We start from the raw sequence: 17,595 nt of genomic DNA on the forward strand, positions 1-17,595 counted from the left end.
CCGTCGCATTCCCGAGCACGTTATTTGAAACGATTACAAAACCCGTGTTACCATTGCCCATCCTAAATCGTCGGATATGAATCAGCAGCCATCAACTGAAATCAGAGCAGGCAGCCGGCTGCCAATCCTGTTTGTTTACACGGCTGATACTGTGTGGAACCGGATGACTCATTATGAAGACTCGGCATCTGCTGATTGCGGCATATAGTGGAATGGCGCTCCTGCTTCTCGCCGCGCTGGCCACGGCGATTCATGTCGCGATGGCTCCGCAGGCTGCTACGACTACCTTGCTGATGGTCACGGTGGGCGTCAATCTGCTCGCCTGGGGATTAGGACATTTCCTGTTTCGTCGTCCCTCAGCCGCTGGCGGCCAACAACTGTTAATCGCCCTCGGCGATGCGTTACTTCCGTTGAACGTCTATCTGGTGGCTATTAGCCTATTGACTCCCATCGTCGGCCATGCGCTCTTGAGCGCGTGGTTAGCAGCGAGCGTCTCGTTAGCGTATGGCATCTTCGCCGACCTCGCCGGACGACATGTGCCGTTGACCGCTCACGCACATCGCGCGTATCTGTTCACATTTGGCCTGGCTGCTTCCGCTTCTCTGAGCGCGGCTACATTCGGATTAAGCGCTTCGTGGCTGGCGCTGGCGCTAGCCGGCGCGCTGGGCATCATTACGGCTTTGTGTTACGCGATTCGCTCGCCCATACGCGCGCATTACGCGATCGCGGGGATGATCGCCATCCTGGCCGGCATGGGTTCGTTGGCGCCATCGTTTGCGCAGCGTCCCGACCAATTGTCTCTGTTGGCTGCCTGGATCAATGCTGTCTGGTTGTTTGCCATAGCCCTGGCGAACCGAGAAACCGGCATCGGGAAGGTCGTTGGCTTCGGCGCATGGGCTGGATTGACGCTCGCGCTGGCGGCCACACTCTATTTCTTTCACTGGTGGGTTACGCCGAACATGATCTTTGCCGGCCTTTGGGTGGCCGCGTTGATGTATCTATGGCGCCTGTTCGGGCCTAAGCGATTTGCGCCATTGAAAGAGCCGGCGTATTGGTTTGCGATCGCTTTCAGTCTGCTCGTGATCAGCTTGTTTGGACCATTGTGGCGTCATTGGGCCACGGTGCATTTCGGCGCGCTCATCAATCCACTGAGAGAGGCTCCTGCGTTTAGCGTGATCCCTTCTTCCGACAATCTCTGGCGAGTTGCAACGTTGGCGATCATGATGGTGGCCACTGCCGTGGGATTCATTTTGAGGCGAGCTGAGCATCGGTCAGCCACTGCTCAGGCATCGCCTGACTCATGGATCGCTCAGATAGACGGCGTGCTGCCGCCGGTGTTGAGCGTGGTAGTTCTGAGCACTGTGGCGGCCAAGGCATTTGGCACAACGGCCTGGGTTGTTACATTGCTGGTTGTGCTGGGCACGGCATATTGTTGGCTCAGTGTTCATTCTGCGCGGTTCTATCCGTCCGGCATCCTGGCGTGGGTCGGATATGGCACACTGCTCATCGCCGTTGTCACTGCCGGCTTACAAGCGCCCACCACGTTGGTCACGCTTGTGGTGGTTGTTGTCATTCTGTTCGTGCTCTCTGAACTAAACCAATCGGCGACAGCATACGCTGTTGGATTGACCTGCCTCGTGGCGGCGTTTCTGCTGGGATCGTTTGGGTTGTACCCACAACAACCACTGTTGGCCGTGAGCGTCGGTTACGTGATCTTGCTGGTGTTGATACATTGGTGGTTTTATCGCTCACGACCAACGAGGGCTCCGTTTGTGTCCGGCACGACGCTGCAACTTGACGCGGCGGTGACGCAAAACTCAGGTGAACATGCCGGCAATGCACGACCGCAAGCAGTGATCACGTTGATAGCGACGTTGCTACTCGGCCTCTTCATCCTCATAGCCAGCGTGCTGCGACGAGAGTATCATCCGGTCAGTTTCCTACTGGTGGCCGCGACGCTCGCGCCTCTCCGCGCAGTGTGGGAATTAAGTGAACTGACACTGGCTGGCCGCCCAGCGCGATGGTTGTGGCTGATTGGGTGTTACGTCGGACACGCAGCGGTCGGTTTCTTGCTCTATAGTTTGCTGCGGTACTTGAACATCGGCGCTGAGTGGCACGGGCTGAGCTTCGCCGGCTTGGCTGGCGTTTACCTCACTGGCTACATCTGGCAGCCGCGCGAGCCTGTTCGCTCAACGCGCATCAGCATGACGCCGTTTGTTCATCTATTTTCGCTCGCGGCGATTTTCTTCCTCGTGCGCCAGACGCCGCTTGGCATCATCATGGTGGTGACGTGGCTGATGCTCATCGTAGCCCAGATGTATCTGTCAGCTCATGAAGAAACGCAATCTCTCTATCCGGTTCGCCCACTCCGGATTGTCAGCTACGGCGGCTTGCTGGTGGTGCTGGTCTACGCTTTGTGGCAGATCGCGCCGTCGTTATCGGCCCGCGCGCCGTTGCCAAGCCTATTTGAACAATGGCTTTCTGGCCCAGCCCGCGTGCACACGCTGTTCGGGTTGGCTCTGCTGTTTACGATTTTGCTGAATCGAAGCCGATGGCTCAGCGAAGCGCTGATCAGTGTTGCCGTGCTGGCGGTGGCGCTGGCCTCAGTTGCGTTGACAGACGCATCCTTCTCCATCGCTCTGTGCGGTGGTTTGTTCTACATCTACTTATTGAGCGTTGGTCGTCTCCAGCTTCTACAAACGAGCGAGGAGCCATTCAATCTGACGGTTCCGCGATGGATGCTCGGGCTGGCCAGCATCGTGCTGGCGCTGATCGTTGGCCTGAGCGCCGCCGAGCGCCAATTTGATACAAACGTTTTTCTAATGCTGAGCGCCGGGTTTCTTGTGTTGAGCTTCGGCTGGGAACATCGTCTTTTATCGCCTGTGAGTCGGCTGCTGCGGTTGAGTCTGTTGACGAGCTATGCGCTCGGCCATGCAACGGTGGCCGTGACTGTGTATGCGTTGGTCAGCGCTTATGGGCTAACGGTCTCTTATCATGGCCTTGCGCTGGCTGTGCTGGCCGGGTTCCACGTCATTGGATTTTGGTTTTTGCGACAGCAACAACGAGCGCCATTGCGGCAAGCTGTCGTTGGCGTGGTCGGCGTTCTCTTAGCAGCCATCAGCCTGACGATGACGCTCGTGTTTGTCTCTGACAGTATGGCCAACGCCCTTACCATTCTGCTGCTGACATTGGTAGCGACTATCGCCTACTTAGTCTCGCTGGATCAACCCACAGCTATCGCCCAACACCATCAGCATTCGCATGAACGAAGCCCTCGCCGATGGTGGCACAGAGTCTTACTCGGCGCTGTCAGCTTGTTGATAGTTTTTCTCGGCGGCAGATTTATTCTGACCGGCGAGCTGCCATACCTGATCGCATCCGGCGTCGGCGCGGTCGTGGCAATCCATTTGTTGGTTCGGACGGGCGTTGGCGCTTGGCTTGTCTACCTGAGCGGGTTGGTGCTGGTTGTCGAAGCGCTGTGGGTACTGTTGGTGACGCCAACCGACCTTGCAAAGGTGGCCGGTGTGGCAGCTATTGGTGTGCTGGTGATAGCTGACTTGCTTTACTTGTACGGTTACTCGACGCAGCAATCGGAAGAGGCAACGCCAAGCAGCGCAGACCAACTGATCGCTGCGAGTGCGGCTCGATCTGAAGCTGAAGTTGAGCCTGAATCAGCTTCGTCAGCGAGCACGGCTCGATCTGAAGCTGAAGTTGAGCCTGGATCAGCCTCGTCAGGCGCTGGCGATGCGCCAGTTGATGGCTCAAGCATGCAAGAGCAGACGCCAACTTCGAGTGAGGTGAGCGCCGGCTCATAGTGCGATTTGTGAGTCAGTTTATCCTGTTATCCTGCAAGAGCGCGTTTCCAGCCTGCATGCGCCCGCCAGCGGCGGGCGCTCCCAAACGCAGCCAATTCAAAAATTGCTCTAAGGATTGATCGGTCGTTCGGCCAGCGGCTCGTCTGTGATCAGGATTTGTACGTTTGTTAATTTCTCGCCGGGTTGCAATGTCAGTGTCTGACCGGTGACATCCTGACCATCTACCAAGATGGCTGCCAGTTTGTATTGCAGCGCGGCGAATCCTACTTGAATCTGCGTCTGGCCTGCTTTCAAGTCGGTGAAATGGAACGTGTCCTGACCGGTATAGGTGATGCCGCGTGCGTGGGTGCCAACGCGAACGGATACCATGAAATCGCCCGGCACGGGCGCCTGAGCGTGGCCGATGTACTGCACGGTGCCGCTCACCTGTGTGGCCGGGTTGAGACGGAAGTGAACCGTATTCTCTCCAGGTTGAACGACCAGCCGTTTCAGTTTCCATTCATAGCCGTCGCCTGCCGTGCCGCCATGCGCTGAGATGGTGCAAGGGCCGGGAGACATGCCGGTCAATCGGAATGCGCCGTTTTCATCGGTGATCACTTCGAGGCCGAGGTTGGCGCCATCAACCAAGTCAACGCGGACGTTGGCCAATGGTTGTCCAGTCAGCGCATCGGTCACCGTGCCGCTAACGACGGTTTGATCGGCATGAGGCGTGAACATGAGTTGGATGTCACTGAGCGCATCACCGGGTTTGATCTCCAGCGGCATGGCCGATCCCCACGAGTCGCCGTCGGGATAGTAAGCAAATTCCAATTGGGCATCCGAGCCGGCGAGCCGGCGACGCTCAGCCCGTAGCACGTAACGCCCGGGCGGAATGGTGTGCAGCCGGTAGCGGCCTGCTGCGTCAGTTTTGGCAGTGAACACACCCACCGTCGCCACCTGATCGCCGGCTGTGGTCAGCGCCAGCAATTTGACGATCAGATCGGCAGCCGGCTGCCCGTGCTCGTCGAGCACAAGACCACTGACCTGACCACCCTTGCTCAGACGAATCATGAGATGGCTCACTGACGAGCCTTCGGCAATTTCCAGCGCGCTTCCCGGCTCGGCCTGTTGCTGTTGCAAGTAATCGCCGAGTAGATAATCGCTCTTATGCGCATATAACCGATAGTGCCCCGGATGGACGCGCTTGAAGACGAACATGCCAGCTTCGTTCGTCACGGCTTTGCGTCGTGGCGATAAAGCCGGCTCAGCAACTCGATCTAACCACACCTGCACGCCAGAAAGCGGCGCGCCCGTCTCAGCGCAAACAACTATCCCTTCAACACGACCGCCTCGATATGGGGCAGCCTGGGCCGTCTGCGGCAACCAGCCGGACAATAACCATCCACTCAATAGGATTATGCCAATGACCAATCGCGAGCGATACATGCAACTGCTGCCAAGACCTCCGATCATGATCTCCTCCTTCAAAGCTCAATTGACGCTGTCAATCTTCAGCGCGGGCACATTCTATCCATTTTGTGCTGCCGAGGAAAGTCAATTGAAGGGTTGTTCGTGTCGGCTTGTGGCAACGGCCAACAACAATCAAAGACAAGCACAGATTGATTGATTGACTGATTTGAATCTTCCATCAGTGAATCGGCGCCCGCATTTTTCGCAAGAGCGCATTTTGATGAGAGCGGCATTGATCCACTGCACCGGCGTTGAGTGAGCGCATCGGCGTTGAGTGAGTGCATCGGCGTGAATCCGCTGCATCAGCGTGCATCTGCGTTCCGTGTTGGCGTGTCCCTTGTGATGGTTCGAGGCGAACGCATCTCGTTTTTGGAATTGGGTCTGAGTGATCGGTCGCGCTGCGTTGACAGGCGAAGCAGGCGGCTGATAGCTTTGGCCTCGCACGCGTGCCGCGTATGTCATCATCAACTGACATTGCTGTTGAATTCCGTCAGGTCAGCGTCAGCCTCGATGGGCGCGCTGTGGTGTCTGATTTGAGTTTTCAGATTCATCGCGCAGAGACGGTTGTGCTGCTTGGTCGGAGCGGGTGCGGCAAGACGACGACGCTGAAACTGATCAATCGCTTACTTGAGCCGACGCGCGGCGAGGTTTGGGTCGAAGGCCGAGCGACGACAGAGTGGGACCCGATTCAGTTGCGTCGGCGAATCGGGTACGTCATTCAAGACGTGGGATTGTTTCCGCATTTCACTGTTGAGCGCAACGTGGCGCTCGTGCCGACGTTGGAACGATGGTCGCCGGCGCGCATTCGTGAGCGCACCGATCAACTGCTGCGCATGGTCGGGCTGGAGCCGGAGCAATTCGCCCGACGTTACCCGCACGAGCTGTCCGGTGGCCAGCGGCAACGTGTTGGCGTGGCGCGGGCGTTGGCGGCTGATCCGCCACTGCTGCTGATGGATGAGCCATTCGGCGCGCTTGATCCGATCACGCGGGTGGATATTCAACGCGAATTTCGCCAGCTTCAACAGCAGCTCGGCAAGACGGTTGTTTTCGTCACGCACGACGTGCAGGAGGCTGTGGCGTTGGCCTCCCGTATCGGCTTGATGAAAGATGGCCGCCTGGTCGAACTCGGCACGCCAAGCCAGTTTCTTGAGTCGAGCCATCCAGAAGCGCGCCACTTCATCCAAGCGTTGCAGCATAGACGGGAGCACTTATGAGCCTGAGCGAATTCCTCAGCCGGTACTGGAGCGAAATCCTTCTGCTCACCCAGCAACATATCATGCTTGTCGGCATCGCGACGGGTTTGGCGACGCTGATCGGCGTGCCGCTCGGTGTCCTGATTCGGCAACGCCCTCTGTGTAGTAAGTTGGTGCTCGCACTGGCCAATGTGATACAGACGGTTCCCAGCTTGGCGCTCTTTGGATTCCTCATACCGCTGCCGCTCATTGGCGGCATCGGTCAGCGAACAGCCATTGTGGCCTTGGTGCTCTATGCGTTGTTGCCGATCATTCGCAACACCTACACCGGTCTCATGGGCGTTGATCGCGCCGTGCGCGAAGCCGGGCGCGGCATGGGCATGACCGATCGTCAGCTTCTCTTTCAAGTCGAATTGCCGTTGGCATTGCATGTGATTCTGGCCGGCGTGCGGCTCGCCACAGTCATCTCAGTCGGTCTGGCTACCATTGCTGCATTCATCGGCGCCGGCGGACTTGGCGATCTGATCTTTCGGGGCATCTCAACCGTCAACAACCAACTGATTCTGGCTGGCGCGATTCCAGCAGCCCTGTTGGCCTTGCTGGTTGATGTGGCGCTCGGTTGGATTGAACATCGCTTCAAACCAGGCCGGAGACGGTGATGAAAACAGAGCTAGCACCGCAGACCTCAAGCCTCAACCGCCGAGCTTCTCCACACCGGCCAGCGACAACCAGTGAGCGACAACTCAATTGGCTGCCGGCTCTGAGCGGCTGGCTGTTGCTGACTGGCTTGTGGATTCTGTTGCTGAGCCATTGCGCTGGCCGTGAAGAGCGCATTGTCATTGGCTCAAAAAATTTCACCGAGCAGGTCATCCTTGGCGAGCTGTTAGCGCAGCACATTGAGACGAATACCGGTTTGGCTGTCATGCGCCGACTCAATTTGGGCGGCACGTTCATTTGCCATCAGGCTATTCGAGCCGGCGATATTGATCTGTATGTCGAATACACAGGCACGGCCTTGACGGCCATCTTGAAGCAGCAACCGACGAGCGATGCGGCGGAAGTCTACCGGCGCGTCAAACAAGAATATGCTGAGCAGTTCCAGCTTGAGTGGATGCAGCCGCTGGGATTCAACAACACGTTTGCCATGATCGTGCGCGGCGAGGACGCGCGCGCGTTGAACATACGAACGATCTCGCAGGCGGCAGAGCACACGCCGCGCTGGCGAGCCGGTTTCGGACCTGAGTTCATGGAACGCGCCGACGGCTATAACGGGTTGGCAAAAACCTATGGACTCAAGTTTGCCCAGCCGCCGCGCATTATGGACCTGGGCTTGATGTACCGCGCGCTGATTGAAAGACAGGTAGACATCGTCGCCGGCAATTCAACCGATGGGCTGATTGCCAGCCTTGATCTTGTTGTCCTTGAAGACGACAGGCATTACTTCCCACCTTATGAAGCGGCTCCTGTCGTGCGTCGGCAGACATTAGAGCGACATCCGGCGCTGCGTCAGGCACTGCACCAACTGGGCGGATGTATCTCAGCCGAGCAGATGCGTCAGTTGAATTATCAGGTTGATGGCCGACAGCGCGATGTCAGGCAGGTTGTGCAAGAGTTTCGACAAACGGCTTGCCGGTGATCGGTCGGCAAAAATTTTATGTTCACCCCCTGTGAAAATCGCCCACAAAACACACGAATCTCATGAACGAATTGTACTTTCATCGTTCGTGGCGTGCGCGGAGCATAAGAGCGATTCCTCGGAAAACGTCAAAGCTCAGCGTGCGCCGAAGGCGCAAACAGCAGGTAGCCAGACGTGCAACGTCTGGAGCAGCAGACCAAACAATCATGGCGCGTTGGCGACGCGCCGAGATGTGCGCGTTCGTAGCCGCCGCTTGAACAGCCTGAACGAGCCGACGGCAGAACGAAGTGGCGCCCCCTCAGGGCGCGAGGGATTGGGGATGACGCTCACCCAGATGTTCCACGTCTGGCTACCCTCTTGCGGCGTCTAACGACGCTGCGTCCCAAGATCGCTCCTTTGAAAATGTGGCACAGGCGTTCCCGCCTGTCCGCTCCTTTGAAAATGTGGCACAGGCGTTCCCGCCTGTCCTCCGTTTTCATGCTTCGCGGCGCGCTGTTGCATAGAGGCGATTCTCCCGAAAGCGACATTTTCAGCGTTCGTGGTGTCTCCAGAGCATAGGGGCGATTGCCTCTGCACTGGCTTTGCGCCTTGTACGGTGTTTCTGCAATTGGCTATACTGGCGGCTCGCAATTGAGAGAGCCGTCATGAAATTAGTCAGCTTTCAACGTGGCGCCACAGCTTCCTACGGCGTTGTCATCGAGGAGGGCATCATTGATGTTGGCCATCGGCTTGACCATCCTTATTTGACGCTGCGGGCCGTGCTGGAGGCCAACGCATTGGGCGAGGTGGCGGAGTATGTCGCAGGACGGCCCGCCGACCTGAGCTTTGACGAGGTTACGTTTTTGCCTGTTATTCCCAATCCGGATAAGATTCTCTGCGTCGGCATCAACTATGAAGCGCACCGCCTGGAGACAGGACGCGACAAAACCGAATATCCTGTCCTGTTCACTCGTTTTGCCAACACACAGGTTGGCCACAATCAACCGATCATCCGGCCGCGCGTTTCTGAGAAATTGGATTATGAAGGCGAGCTGGCCGTCATCATCGGCAAGAGAGGTCGGTACATTGATCGGGCGGCAGCGTTGTCTCATGTGGCAGGGTACGCCTGTTATAACGATGCAAGCGTGCGCGATTGGCAACGGCATACATCGCAGTTCACGCCGGGCAAAAATTTTCCCGCAACCGGCGGATTCGGTCCCTGGATGGTAACAGCCGATGAGATTCCCGATCCGACGCAACTGACACTAAGCACGCGACTGAACGGTGTTCAGATGCAGCACGCTCGGACCGACGATCTGATCTTCACCATCCCTGAGTTGATTGCTTATATCTCGACGTTCACAGAATTGGTCCCTGGCGATGTCATTTCCACCGGCACGCCCGGCGGGGTGGGCTTCGCGCGGCGTCCACCCGTGTTCATGAAACCCGGCGATCTCGTTGAAGTGGAAATTTCAGGGATCGGCGTTTTGCGAAATCCTATCATCAAGGAAACAGCCCATGCCGATTAGCAAAGACGAATTTCGCCAATCACTCAGCCGCTTCGCCAGCGGCGTCACTGTCGTCACCACTCGTGATGCTGACGGATGCCCACGGGGCATGACTGTCAGCGCCTTCTGTTCACTCTCGCTTGAGCCGCCGCTGGTGCTCATCTGCATTGACAAAACTGCGGAGAGTCACCCGGCGTTTAGCCAAAGCGGTGTGTTTGCCGTCAACGTGTTGGCTGATAATCAGGAGTTTCTCTCGCGCCAATTTTCGACTGCCGTGGAAGACCGATTTGCCGGCATCGCATATCATGCAGGGCTGGATGGCGTGCCGGTGCTGGACGGCGCGCTGGCCAATTTGCAATGCCGCTTGGTGCACAGTTACGATGGCGGCGACCATACGATTTTTGTTGGCCAAATTGAAGCAACCACGGTGCGCGAGGGCAATCCATTGCTTTACTTCCGTGGGCGCTACAGACAACTGGCGGAGTGAGGGCGGTTCTCGATGAAACTGATCGTCGGCATCTCTGGCAGCAGTGGCGTCATCTATGGCATTCGTTTGCTGGAGATTCTCCAATCGGTGCCGCACATCGAAACACATCTGATCATGACGCCGGCAGCTCGGCAAACGATTACGCTGGAGACTGACTATCAGCCCAGCGCGGTCGAAGCGCTGGCCCGCGTCGTCCATAAATTCGGTGACATCGCTGCCTCGCTTTCTTCAGGATCGTTCGCGGTCGCCGGCATGATCGTCATTCCCTGCTCGATCAAAACGCTGGCCGGCATCGCCTATTCCTATAGCGACAACTTGCTGACGCGCGCCGCTGATGTGACGCTCAAAGAGCGGCGACGATTGGTGCTCGTTGTGCGCGAAACGCCGCTGCATCTTGGCCATCTGCGGCTGATGGCGCAGGCAACAGAAATCGGCGCGATCATCATGCCGCCCGTGCCAGCCTTTTATCACCGCCCGCAAACACTCGATGACATCATCAATCAAACAGTCAATCGCGCATTAGACCTGCTCGGCATTGAGCTTGCCCAGGACCTCTTCCAACGCTGGACTGGACCTCATAAACGAGCGTGAGCGCATGAATCAACAATAACGAGCATCCGCGCTGGTGGTCATGCTTGTCGGAGCGCGTCAACGCTTGGAGCCTATAACGAACGGTTTACGCTCAATCCCATGAACGTTGGTCATGGCTGCTGGAGCGCGTCAGCACTTGGTGCGCCGCTTTGGTTGTTCCCCTCTGACTCGCCTCAGGTTCTTGACGCTTCTTCAGCAAGCATGCTTCGCGCAGCCTCAAGCGCTTCGTCTAAGTTCGTCACCTTCCCGTCTAGTTGCTGTTCGTAGATGGCCTGTAGGATTTTGCCCATGCGCGGACCGGGTGCCATGCCTATTTGAATCAAATGCCGTCCCATCAAAATTGGTTTGGGCGGCGCATGCTCAACAGCCAATGCCCGCGCTTTCTGGATGAACCATTCTTGCGCCGATGATTCGCTGGCCGGGCCGCGCGCCAGGGCATCGGCTTTGGATGCCAGATAGAGCAGCTCCAGGTCGCATTTCTTGGCCAGGCGGCGAAACGCGCCATCGCTAACGCGGTCGCGGTCTTTGTAAAAGTGAGATGGCTTCAGATGATTGACCACTAACTGAACGACGTGATGCCGGACATCGAAGCCGTTAATTGTGTGAATGTTCAATGCGTCGAGCACGCGCAGCGTTGGTTCACGCCCGCGTTCTTCGTGTTCGGGTGAGCGGATATGGCCACGGTCAAACACAGTCGTCTGCGGCTTGGCAATGTCGTGCAACAAGACAGCCAACACGACTGTGAGCTTCAGTTCTTTGGGCAAGCCTTGGCTCAAGGCGACGGCTTGATCCACAGCCATCAGCGTATGCACCCAAACATCCCCTTCCGGATGCCACTGCGGGTCTTGTGGACAACCGACCATCGGCAGCAACTCAGGCAGTAACTTCTCGATGATGCCCAGCTCCAACGCCGCTTGCAATCCAATCGAAGGCCGACGCGCCAGCAGAAACAATTTCTCAAACTCGCCCCAGATGCGCTCCTTTGGCAAATCATCCAGCGCAATCGAGCGGCACAGCTCTTTGGTTTGTTGGTCAATCTCAAATTCAAATCGCGCGGCCAACTGCATGGCGCGCAGCACGCGCAGGCTGTCTTCAACAAACGTGTTCGGATCAACGACACGAATCACTCGCTGGTCAATATCGCCGATGCCGCCGTGAGGATCAATCAACTCGTCGGTCAACGGATCATACATGATCGCGTTGATGGTGAAATCGCGCCGACGGGCTGCTTCTTCAAACGACATGAATGGATCGCCGGTGACGTCGAATCCGCGATGCCCGCGCGCAACTTTCGATTCACGACGCGGCAAACTGACATCAATCTCCAACGACCCTGATTCATCCCTGACCAGCAGTTTGTAAACGGTGAAACGCTCACCTACTGCATTGACACTGCCAAATGGTTCAATGACGGCTCGGAGTATCTCAGGCGGAATGCGATAGACTTCGATGTCATAATCTTTCGATGCAATGCCCATCAGGCGGTCGCGCACACCGCCGCCCACAAACAGCGCCCGACCGCCAGCCTCGCGTATCGCGCGACAAAGCGAAACAACGACACTGTCAATCGCTTGAAGAGATGCGCCACGAATCGCCACAGCAGAACTTTTCACGAACGCCGATCGCCGGAGGGCGGGTTCGCGTGTATGACCTGGTGCAATCCGGCGTGCAGCGGGTTACCACTGGCCGACGGCCCAGCGCCCTGCTCAATCACATCCATGAATGCGCTCACCGAGAAGACCGCTCGGCCGATGCCCGCCTCGCCATATCCAGGCGGCACCGGCAAACGATAACTGGCGTGCAAGTCGCGCCACGTTTCCAGCAACCGCAGATGATATTCGAGCGGCGCTCCTTGCGGATTCAGTGGACCCAGCCCCGTCAATGGCTCCGGACACCAAACGGTGAACCGGGGAGTGATGCCATGTGACATGAAAAAGTTCAACCCTTCGGCGGTCGAGGCAATAGCTTCATCAACCGTGTCGAACCCATAGGGCTTTGCCATTTCGACGCCGGCGACGAAATTGGGAATCACATGAGACGGCTCGAAAATCGTCGCTGCATCGAGGATGCGCTTGATCCACTCGTTCCGCCCAATGTAGCGCGCTTTGCCAGGACAGATCAGGTTGAAGAGTCGTTCATCCCAAATCTCGTAGTTGGGATGATAGATTTGCACGCCGACGTCTTTGAGTTTTTTCACTTCGTCCACAGGCAGCGCCTGCACAACCATCTTGCTGATCCAGCGTCCGGGAAACCGCTGCTCAATCGCTTCGGCATACCGCGCATAAAAGTCAACTTCCGACAAACCGTGTAGCTTCGTGGTGACGCTTCCGCCGGTGATCGTATAGGCGCGGCTGATCGGTTCTTGCGTGTCTGTCTGGTTGATGATCGCCAGCGCTTCCAGGATTTCGTCAACCGATTTGACACCCGTGTAAGGCCGTCCGGCTTCGAGTTGTTGCCTGTAGTTCTCGTTGATGTCGCAGAACTGACATTCCTCTTGCTTGCCGAAATACTGGCAGATGCGATAGACGGTCAGGTAAATCAGGTAACCCCATTCAATCGTCGGCGCAATTTCGATCACACGTTTGCCGTTGGAGAGCGTGTGCGTGTAATACTCCGGCACAGGCTGAAAGCCAACATGGCAGATCGTCACGCCATTGAGTTTGAGCGCCACTTGCTCCTCGTCAACTTCGACACGATACGGCGAGGCCGGATTCAACCGCACGGAGACAATCGTGCGCCGGAAGCCGTATGGTCCGCCTTCCAGGCAAATTTCTTCCGGCGCGCGCCAGTGCTCCTGCTGCTCCATCTCCTTCAGTGGCACGAGATCAAATGAGAAGATGAAATAAGCTTTGAGCTTGTGTTGCGCGGCGACACGTAGCGCCTCCTCCGTGAAGGCGACGCCCAGACGTAGCATGTCTGTCTTGACAATCGCCTCCGGTGGCAGACTGTCATGCCGCTTGATCAACGCTTCGAGCTGATCCAGATACTGCTCATGGCTGAGCGTTGGTTGCTGATTGAGTCCCGACATCAACATTGCTGTTGCACGCTCTCCAGTAGCCTACGCTGGCTATCGGCAGCCGAGTTGGTCTATCAAATATGCTTTCACTTGATCAGCAGCGATACGAATTTGCTGCATTGAATCGCGGTCACGGACAGTCACCTGCTGATCCTCGAGCGATTGCACATCAACGGTGACGCAGTAGGGCGTGCCGATTTCATCTTGCCGGCGATAAAGCCGACCAATTGAACCCGTGTCGTCATAAACGGCGCGCATCGCTGGCTGAAGATCGCGTTTGATCCTTCGCGCCATTTCGACAATTTCCGGGCGATTGCGGAGCAGCGGCAGCACGGCCACTTTGATCGGCGCGAGGTCTTTGTGAAGTTTCAGCACAACGCGCTTTTCGCCTCGCACTAACTCTTCGTCATAAGCATCGCACAAGAAAGCCAACGTCGCGCGGTCAGCGCCGGCTGATGGCTCGATCACATAAGGGATGATATGCTCCTTCGTCTCTTCATCGAAGAATGTCAGATCAGTAACGCTGTGTGTATTAGCCGGATTCAACTTGGAATGCGAGCGAAGGTCAAAATCAGTGCGGTTGGCGATGCCCTCAATCTCCGACCAACCAATCGAGAAGAGATATTCAATGTCAATCGTGCGCTTGGCATAGTGGGCGAGTTCTTCCGGAGTCTGTTCACGTTTGCGCAAATTCTCAGGGCGAATGCCCAGATTCAGATACCAATTGAACCGCTCCTCAACCCATCGCTCAAACCATTCTTCATCCGTGCCAGGCTTGACGAAGTATTCGATTTCCATTTGCTCAAACTCGCGTGTGCGGAAGGTGAAATTGCCTGGCGTGATTTCGTTGCGGAACGCTTTCCCGATTTGCGCAATGCCAAACGGCAGTTTGCGCCGCATGGTCGTCTGCACATTGAGGAAGTTAACAAAAATGCCTTGCGCCGTTTCAGGTCGTAGATAAACAAGCGCCCCTTCATCTTCGACCGGCCCCACGAAAGTCTTGAACATGAGATTGAACATGCGCGGCTCAGTCAACTCACCGTTGCATGATGGGCATCGGTCGCCATTGACGTGATCGGCGCGGAATCGCTTCTTGCATTCTTTACAATCAACCAGCGGATCGGAGAACGTCTCTTCATGACCTGAGTATTTCCACACCTGCCGATTCATGAGGATCGCGGCATCCAGACCTTCCATGTCGTCGCGCTCATAGACCACCGAGCGCCACCATGCGCGTTTGACGTTGTTTTTTAATTCCACACCGAGCGGGCCATAATCCCATGTGCTTTCCAGTCCACCATAGACTTCGCTGCTGGGGAAAATAAAGCCGCGCCGTTTACACAATGATTTAATTTTCTCTAAATCTCCAGGCATATCTGTATTGCGTACCTCAACGTTTTTTGCCTCGTTACTAAAACGCAGAATGATAACGGATCAGGGGATTACAGTAAACCGGTCGCAAGCCTTTGCCACGAAAGGGAACAAAATCCTACGACTTTTCAACAAGAGCCTCATGCATCGGCGAGCGCCTGCCGTACCTTCTCCAACGCGCCGTATAGGATTTCGTCTTCGCGCGCTATACACACGCGCATGTAGCGCCGCCACTCGTCGCCATCGGCGAACGCGCTGCCCGGCACAGCAGCCACGCCAGCACGCTCCATCAGAAACTGATTCAACTGCATGGCGTCGTCAAACCTGTCGGGTATGCGCGCCCAAAGGTAAAATGCCGAGCCGGATTCGTAGACCTGAAAGCCAACCTCGGCGAGCGTGTGGGCCGCGAAACGACGACGAGCCATGAACTGGTCGCGTAATCGCGGGTAGTAGCCGGGATCAGCCATCAACACGCGGGCCAACGCCTTCTGGAGCGGCGTCGGCGTGCACACATAGAGCACATTGATTGCGTTGTTCAATGGCGCAACCAGCGAGCCTGAACCGTAGGTATAGCCGATCCGCCAGCCCGATATGTTCCATGATTTGGAGAATGAATTGATTGTGATGGTCCGCTCCCACATGCCGGGCAACGAGGCGATAGAAATATGCTTCCGCTCGCCAACCACGTGATGCTCGTAGACCTCATCGGCGAGGCATAGCAGATCGAGTTCCTGACAGATCGAGGCAATGATTTCAAGCTCGTCCTGGCTAAACACTTTGCCGGTGGGATTCGCCGGCGTGCAGACAATAATCGCGCGCAAGGGGAACGACGAGCGATCCTTTAACTGACGGCAATGTGTCTTTAGTGCGTCGCCGTCGAGTTCAAGCGATGGGCCGCGCAGCGGAAATACTTCCGTGTGGCCGCCCAGATCGCCGATGACGCGCCGATGGTAAGGATAATATGGCTCGAACACGAGCGCGGCCGCGCCGCGAAGATACGTATGCGCGACGGCCACCACGCCGCCAGTGCCGCCAGGCGTGATGAGCAGTTCCATCGGCGTCGCATCAGGATCAACACGGACGCCGTTGAACGCAGCGATTTTGGCGGCGACAGCCGCGCGCAATTGCGCATCGCCTTCCGATGGACTGTAATGATTCTCACTCGCTGTGATGATCTCACAAGCCGCACGCGCCAGCGCCGGATCAATCGGCAACTCTGACTGCCCCTGAACAAGATTGCCGCTGCGTGGCACGAGTCGGGTAATGGCGCGAATGTCTGGTTGGTGTTTGTTGCTCATCTGTGTGTTGTGCCTCCTGTGATTGCGGGCGGCGCACTATAACACATGACCTTGATCCAGGACAATCAACCGAGCAGGGTTGATAACAAATGCCGATGAAGATCACACATTACCGCTCAGTTAGTTTTAGAGCAATTTTCAATTGCCATTGGCCTGGTGGCGCCGCATCTTGCTGGCTCATGCACGCCGGCGTGGCCTCCCAGGGTAAGCTCACTCGCAAACCGCTCTAGGTTCTGCCATGCTTTTTGGCTCTATGAACGTGATCTCTCCCTTCGCAATTGGATAACCCTCGGCGAGCTTCTTGTTGTTTTGGAAAGTCGAAACCGGCGATCACTCGTCTGGCAATGAGCCATCCGCCATCAACGCTCACGCTTGACCAATACTCTCCAACGATTCAGCAGGGAAGATGATGCGATCATAAACACCCGCCAATCTCAACGTGACACCAATCGAGGTTAACAATACGCTTGCCTCCAAGCCGCTCAACATGGAATACAACCAGGTGCCATCGGGTTGGCGGCGATCGTGTTCAATCAGCGGCTTCGATGGAGAGACGAGCAGGTAATCCGTCAGCGAACGCAGCCACACCTGATACCGTGACCACTTCTCTTCTCGATCAAAGGCTTCGATGGCCGGTGAAAGTACCTCGATGATGACGGTCGGATTCAGAAGTACATCCTAATGCTCGTCATGGAACTGCATGTCGCCACATACCACGAGCACGTCGGGATACGAATACAACCCCTTCGATGATTCGAGCGGTTTGGATGTCGGCCCACTACGCACTTTCGTGTCTTTTGAAAAAACGCGACAGGGCTTGTCACGCAACTGAGCGTAGAGCTCGCCGGTAATGTTCGTGCAAATCGTGCCATGGTCAGGATGCTCGCCCGCCATGGCATAGACCTCTCTATCCAGGCATTCGTGGCGTTCTTCTGACTGCCGCTCCATAGCGAGGTATTCATCCACGGTGAAGCGAAGTCGGTTTTGTGGAAAACGCATAAACCTAACCCCCGCCCTGATTGTATCTCGCCGGAAGACGACCGAGAAGACTCATCAGGGGAATCGCCCATGTGTCATCACACGCCACGAACACTGAAAATGGAGCACAGGCCGAATGCCTGTGCCACATTCTCAAAGGAGCACGGTTGCAGTTCGTTTGAAAGCCATGAGGTTTGAAGGAGCTCATTGTTGAAGGATGAACATGAGCACGGAGCCATCGAAAGAAAATCGCCTCTGCCGCCGGAGGCACTTC

The 17,595-nt window shown here is 56.5% G+C and carries 12 protein-coding genes and 1 pseudogene; 7 read left to right on the plus strand and 6 right to left on the minus strand.

The genetic code is table 11. The features are described from left to right. Positions 1 to 173: 173 nt before the first annotated feature. Entirely contained in the window at positions 174 to 3,815 is a 3,642-nt protein-coding gene (locus tag NZ823_04295) for a hypothetical protein (protein ID MCS6804348.1), read from the plus strand. Between the two features lie 108 nt (positions 3,816 to 3,923). Here the strand turns inward: NZ823_04295 and NZ823_04300 are convergent, their stop codons facing one another. After that, complete coding sequence (locus NZ823_04300; protein ID MCS6804349.1) at positions 3,924 to 5,267, minus strand: carboxypeptidase-like regulatory domain-containing protein; 1,344 nt, start codon at positions 5,265 to 5,267, stop codon at positions 3,924 to 3,926. Positions 5,268 to 5,719: 452 nt separating this feature from the next. Here NZ823_04300 and NZ823_04305 point away from each other — a divergent pair, with 452 nt between their 5' ends. The 6 genes from NZ823_04305 (at position 5,720) to NZ823_04330 (ending at position 10,658) form a co-directional block, all read left to right on the plus strand. Beyond that, a complete protein-coding gene (locus NZ823_04305) occupies positions 5,720 to 6,478 on the plus strand; it encodes an ATP-binding cassette domain-containing protein (GenBank protein MCS6804350.1) in 759 nt (252 codons plus the stop codon). Beyond that, a complete protein-coding gene (locus NZ823_04310) occupies positions 6,475 to 7,116 on the plus strand; it encodes an ABC transporter permease (GenBank protein MCS6804351.1) in 642 nt (213 codons plus the stop codon). The genes NZ823_04305 and NZ823_04310 overlap by 4 nt, the downstream gene beginning before the upstream one ends. Further along, the gene (locus tag NZ823_04315) at positions 7,116 to 8,093 is read left to right on the plus strand and encodes an ABC transporter substrate-binding protein (GenBank protein ID MCS6804352.1); all 978 of its coding nucleotides are present in this window, start codon (positions 7,116 to 7,118) and stop codon (positions 8,091 to 8,093) included. Before NZ823_04310 ends, NZ823_04315 begins: the two co-directional genes overlap by 1 nt. A 644-nt stretch (positions 8,094 to 8,737) precedes the next feature. Continuing rightward, the gene (locus NZ823_04320; protein MCS6804353.1) at positions 8,738 to 9,601 is read left to right on the plus strand and encodes a fumarylacetoacetate hydrolase family protein; all 864 of its coding nucleotides are present in this window, start codon (positions 8,738 to 8,740) and stop codon (positions 9,599 to 9,601) included. Further along, positions 9,591 to 10,067 carry a flavin reductase family protein gene (locus tag NZ823_04325; GenBank protein MCS6804354.1) on the plus strand — a complete coding sequence of 159 codons (477 nt, stop codon included), beginning with the start codon at positions 9,591 to 9,593 and terminating at the stop codon, positions 10,065 to 10,067. The genes NZ823_04320 and NZ823_04325 overlap by 11 nt, the downstream gene beginning before the upstream one ends. Before the next feature lie 12 nt (positions 10,068 to 10,079). After that, positions 10,080 to 10,658: a UbiX family flavin prenyltransferase gene (locus NZ823_04330; GenBank protein MCS6804355.1), complete on the plus strand. Its 579-nt coding sequence runs from the start codon at positions 10,080 to 10,082 to the stop codon at positions 10,656 to 10,658. A 173-nt stretch (positions 10,659 to 10,831) separates the two neighbouring features. Here the strand turns inward: NZ823_04330 and NZ823_04335 are convergent, their stop codons facing one another. The 5 genes and pseudogenes from NZ823_04335 to NZ823_04355 all read right to left on the minus strand — a co-directional run bounded on the left by NZ823_04335 (position 10,832) and on the right by NZ823_04355 (position 17,342). Further along, a complete protein-coding gene (locus NZ823_04335; protein MCS6804356.1) occupies positions 10,832 to 12,271 on the minus strand; it encodes a CCA tRNA nucleotidyltransferase in 1,440 nt (479 codons plus the stop codon). Then, positions 12,268 to 13,692: a radical SAM protein gene (locus NZ823_04340; GenBank protein ID MCS6804357.1), complete on the minus strand. Its 1,425-nt coding sequence runs from the start codon at positions 13,690 to 13,692 to the stop codon at positions 12,268 to 12,270. The genes NZ823_04335 and NZ823_04340 overlap by 4 nt, the downstream gene beginning before the upstream one ends. A 33-nt stretch (positions 13,693 to 13,725) precedes the next feature. Further along, entirely contained in the window at positions 13,726 to 15,048 is a 1,323-nt protein-coding gene (locus NZ823_04345) for a glycine--tRNA ligase (GenBank protein ID MCS6804358.1), read from the minus strand. A gap of 137 nt (positions 15,049 to 15,185) precedes the next feature. Next, positions 15,186 to 16,343 carry an aminotransferase class I/II-fold pyridoxal phosphate-dependent enzyme gene (locus NZ823_04350; protein ID MCS6804359.1) on the minus strand — a complete coding sequence of 386 codons (1,158 nt, stop codon included), beginning with the start codon at positions 16,341 to 16,343 and terminating at the stop codon, positions 15,186 to 15,188. A gap of 366 nt (positions 16,344 to 16,709) precedes the next feature. After that, a pseudogene (locus NZ823_04355) lies at positions 16,710 to 17,342 on the minus strand (Uma2 family endonuclease). Positions 17,343 to 17,595: the final 253 nt, after the last annotated feature.

The organism is Blastocatellia bacterium (genome assembly GCA_025054955.1).
Classification (GTDB): domain Bacteria; phylum Acidobacteriota; class Blastocatellia; order HR10; family J050; genus JANWZE01.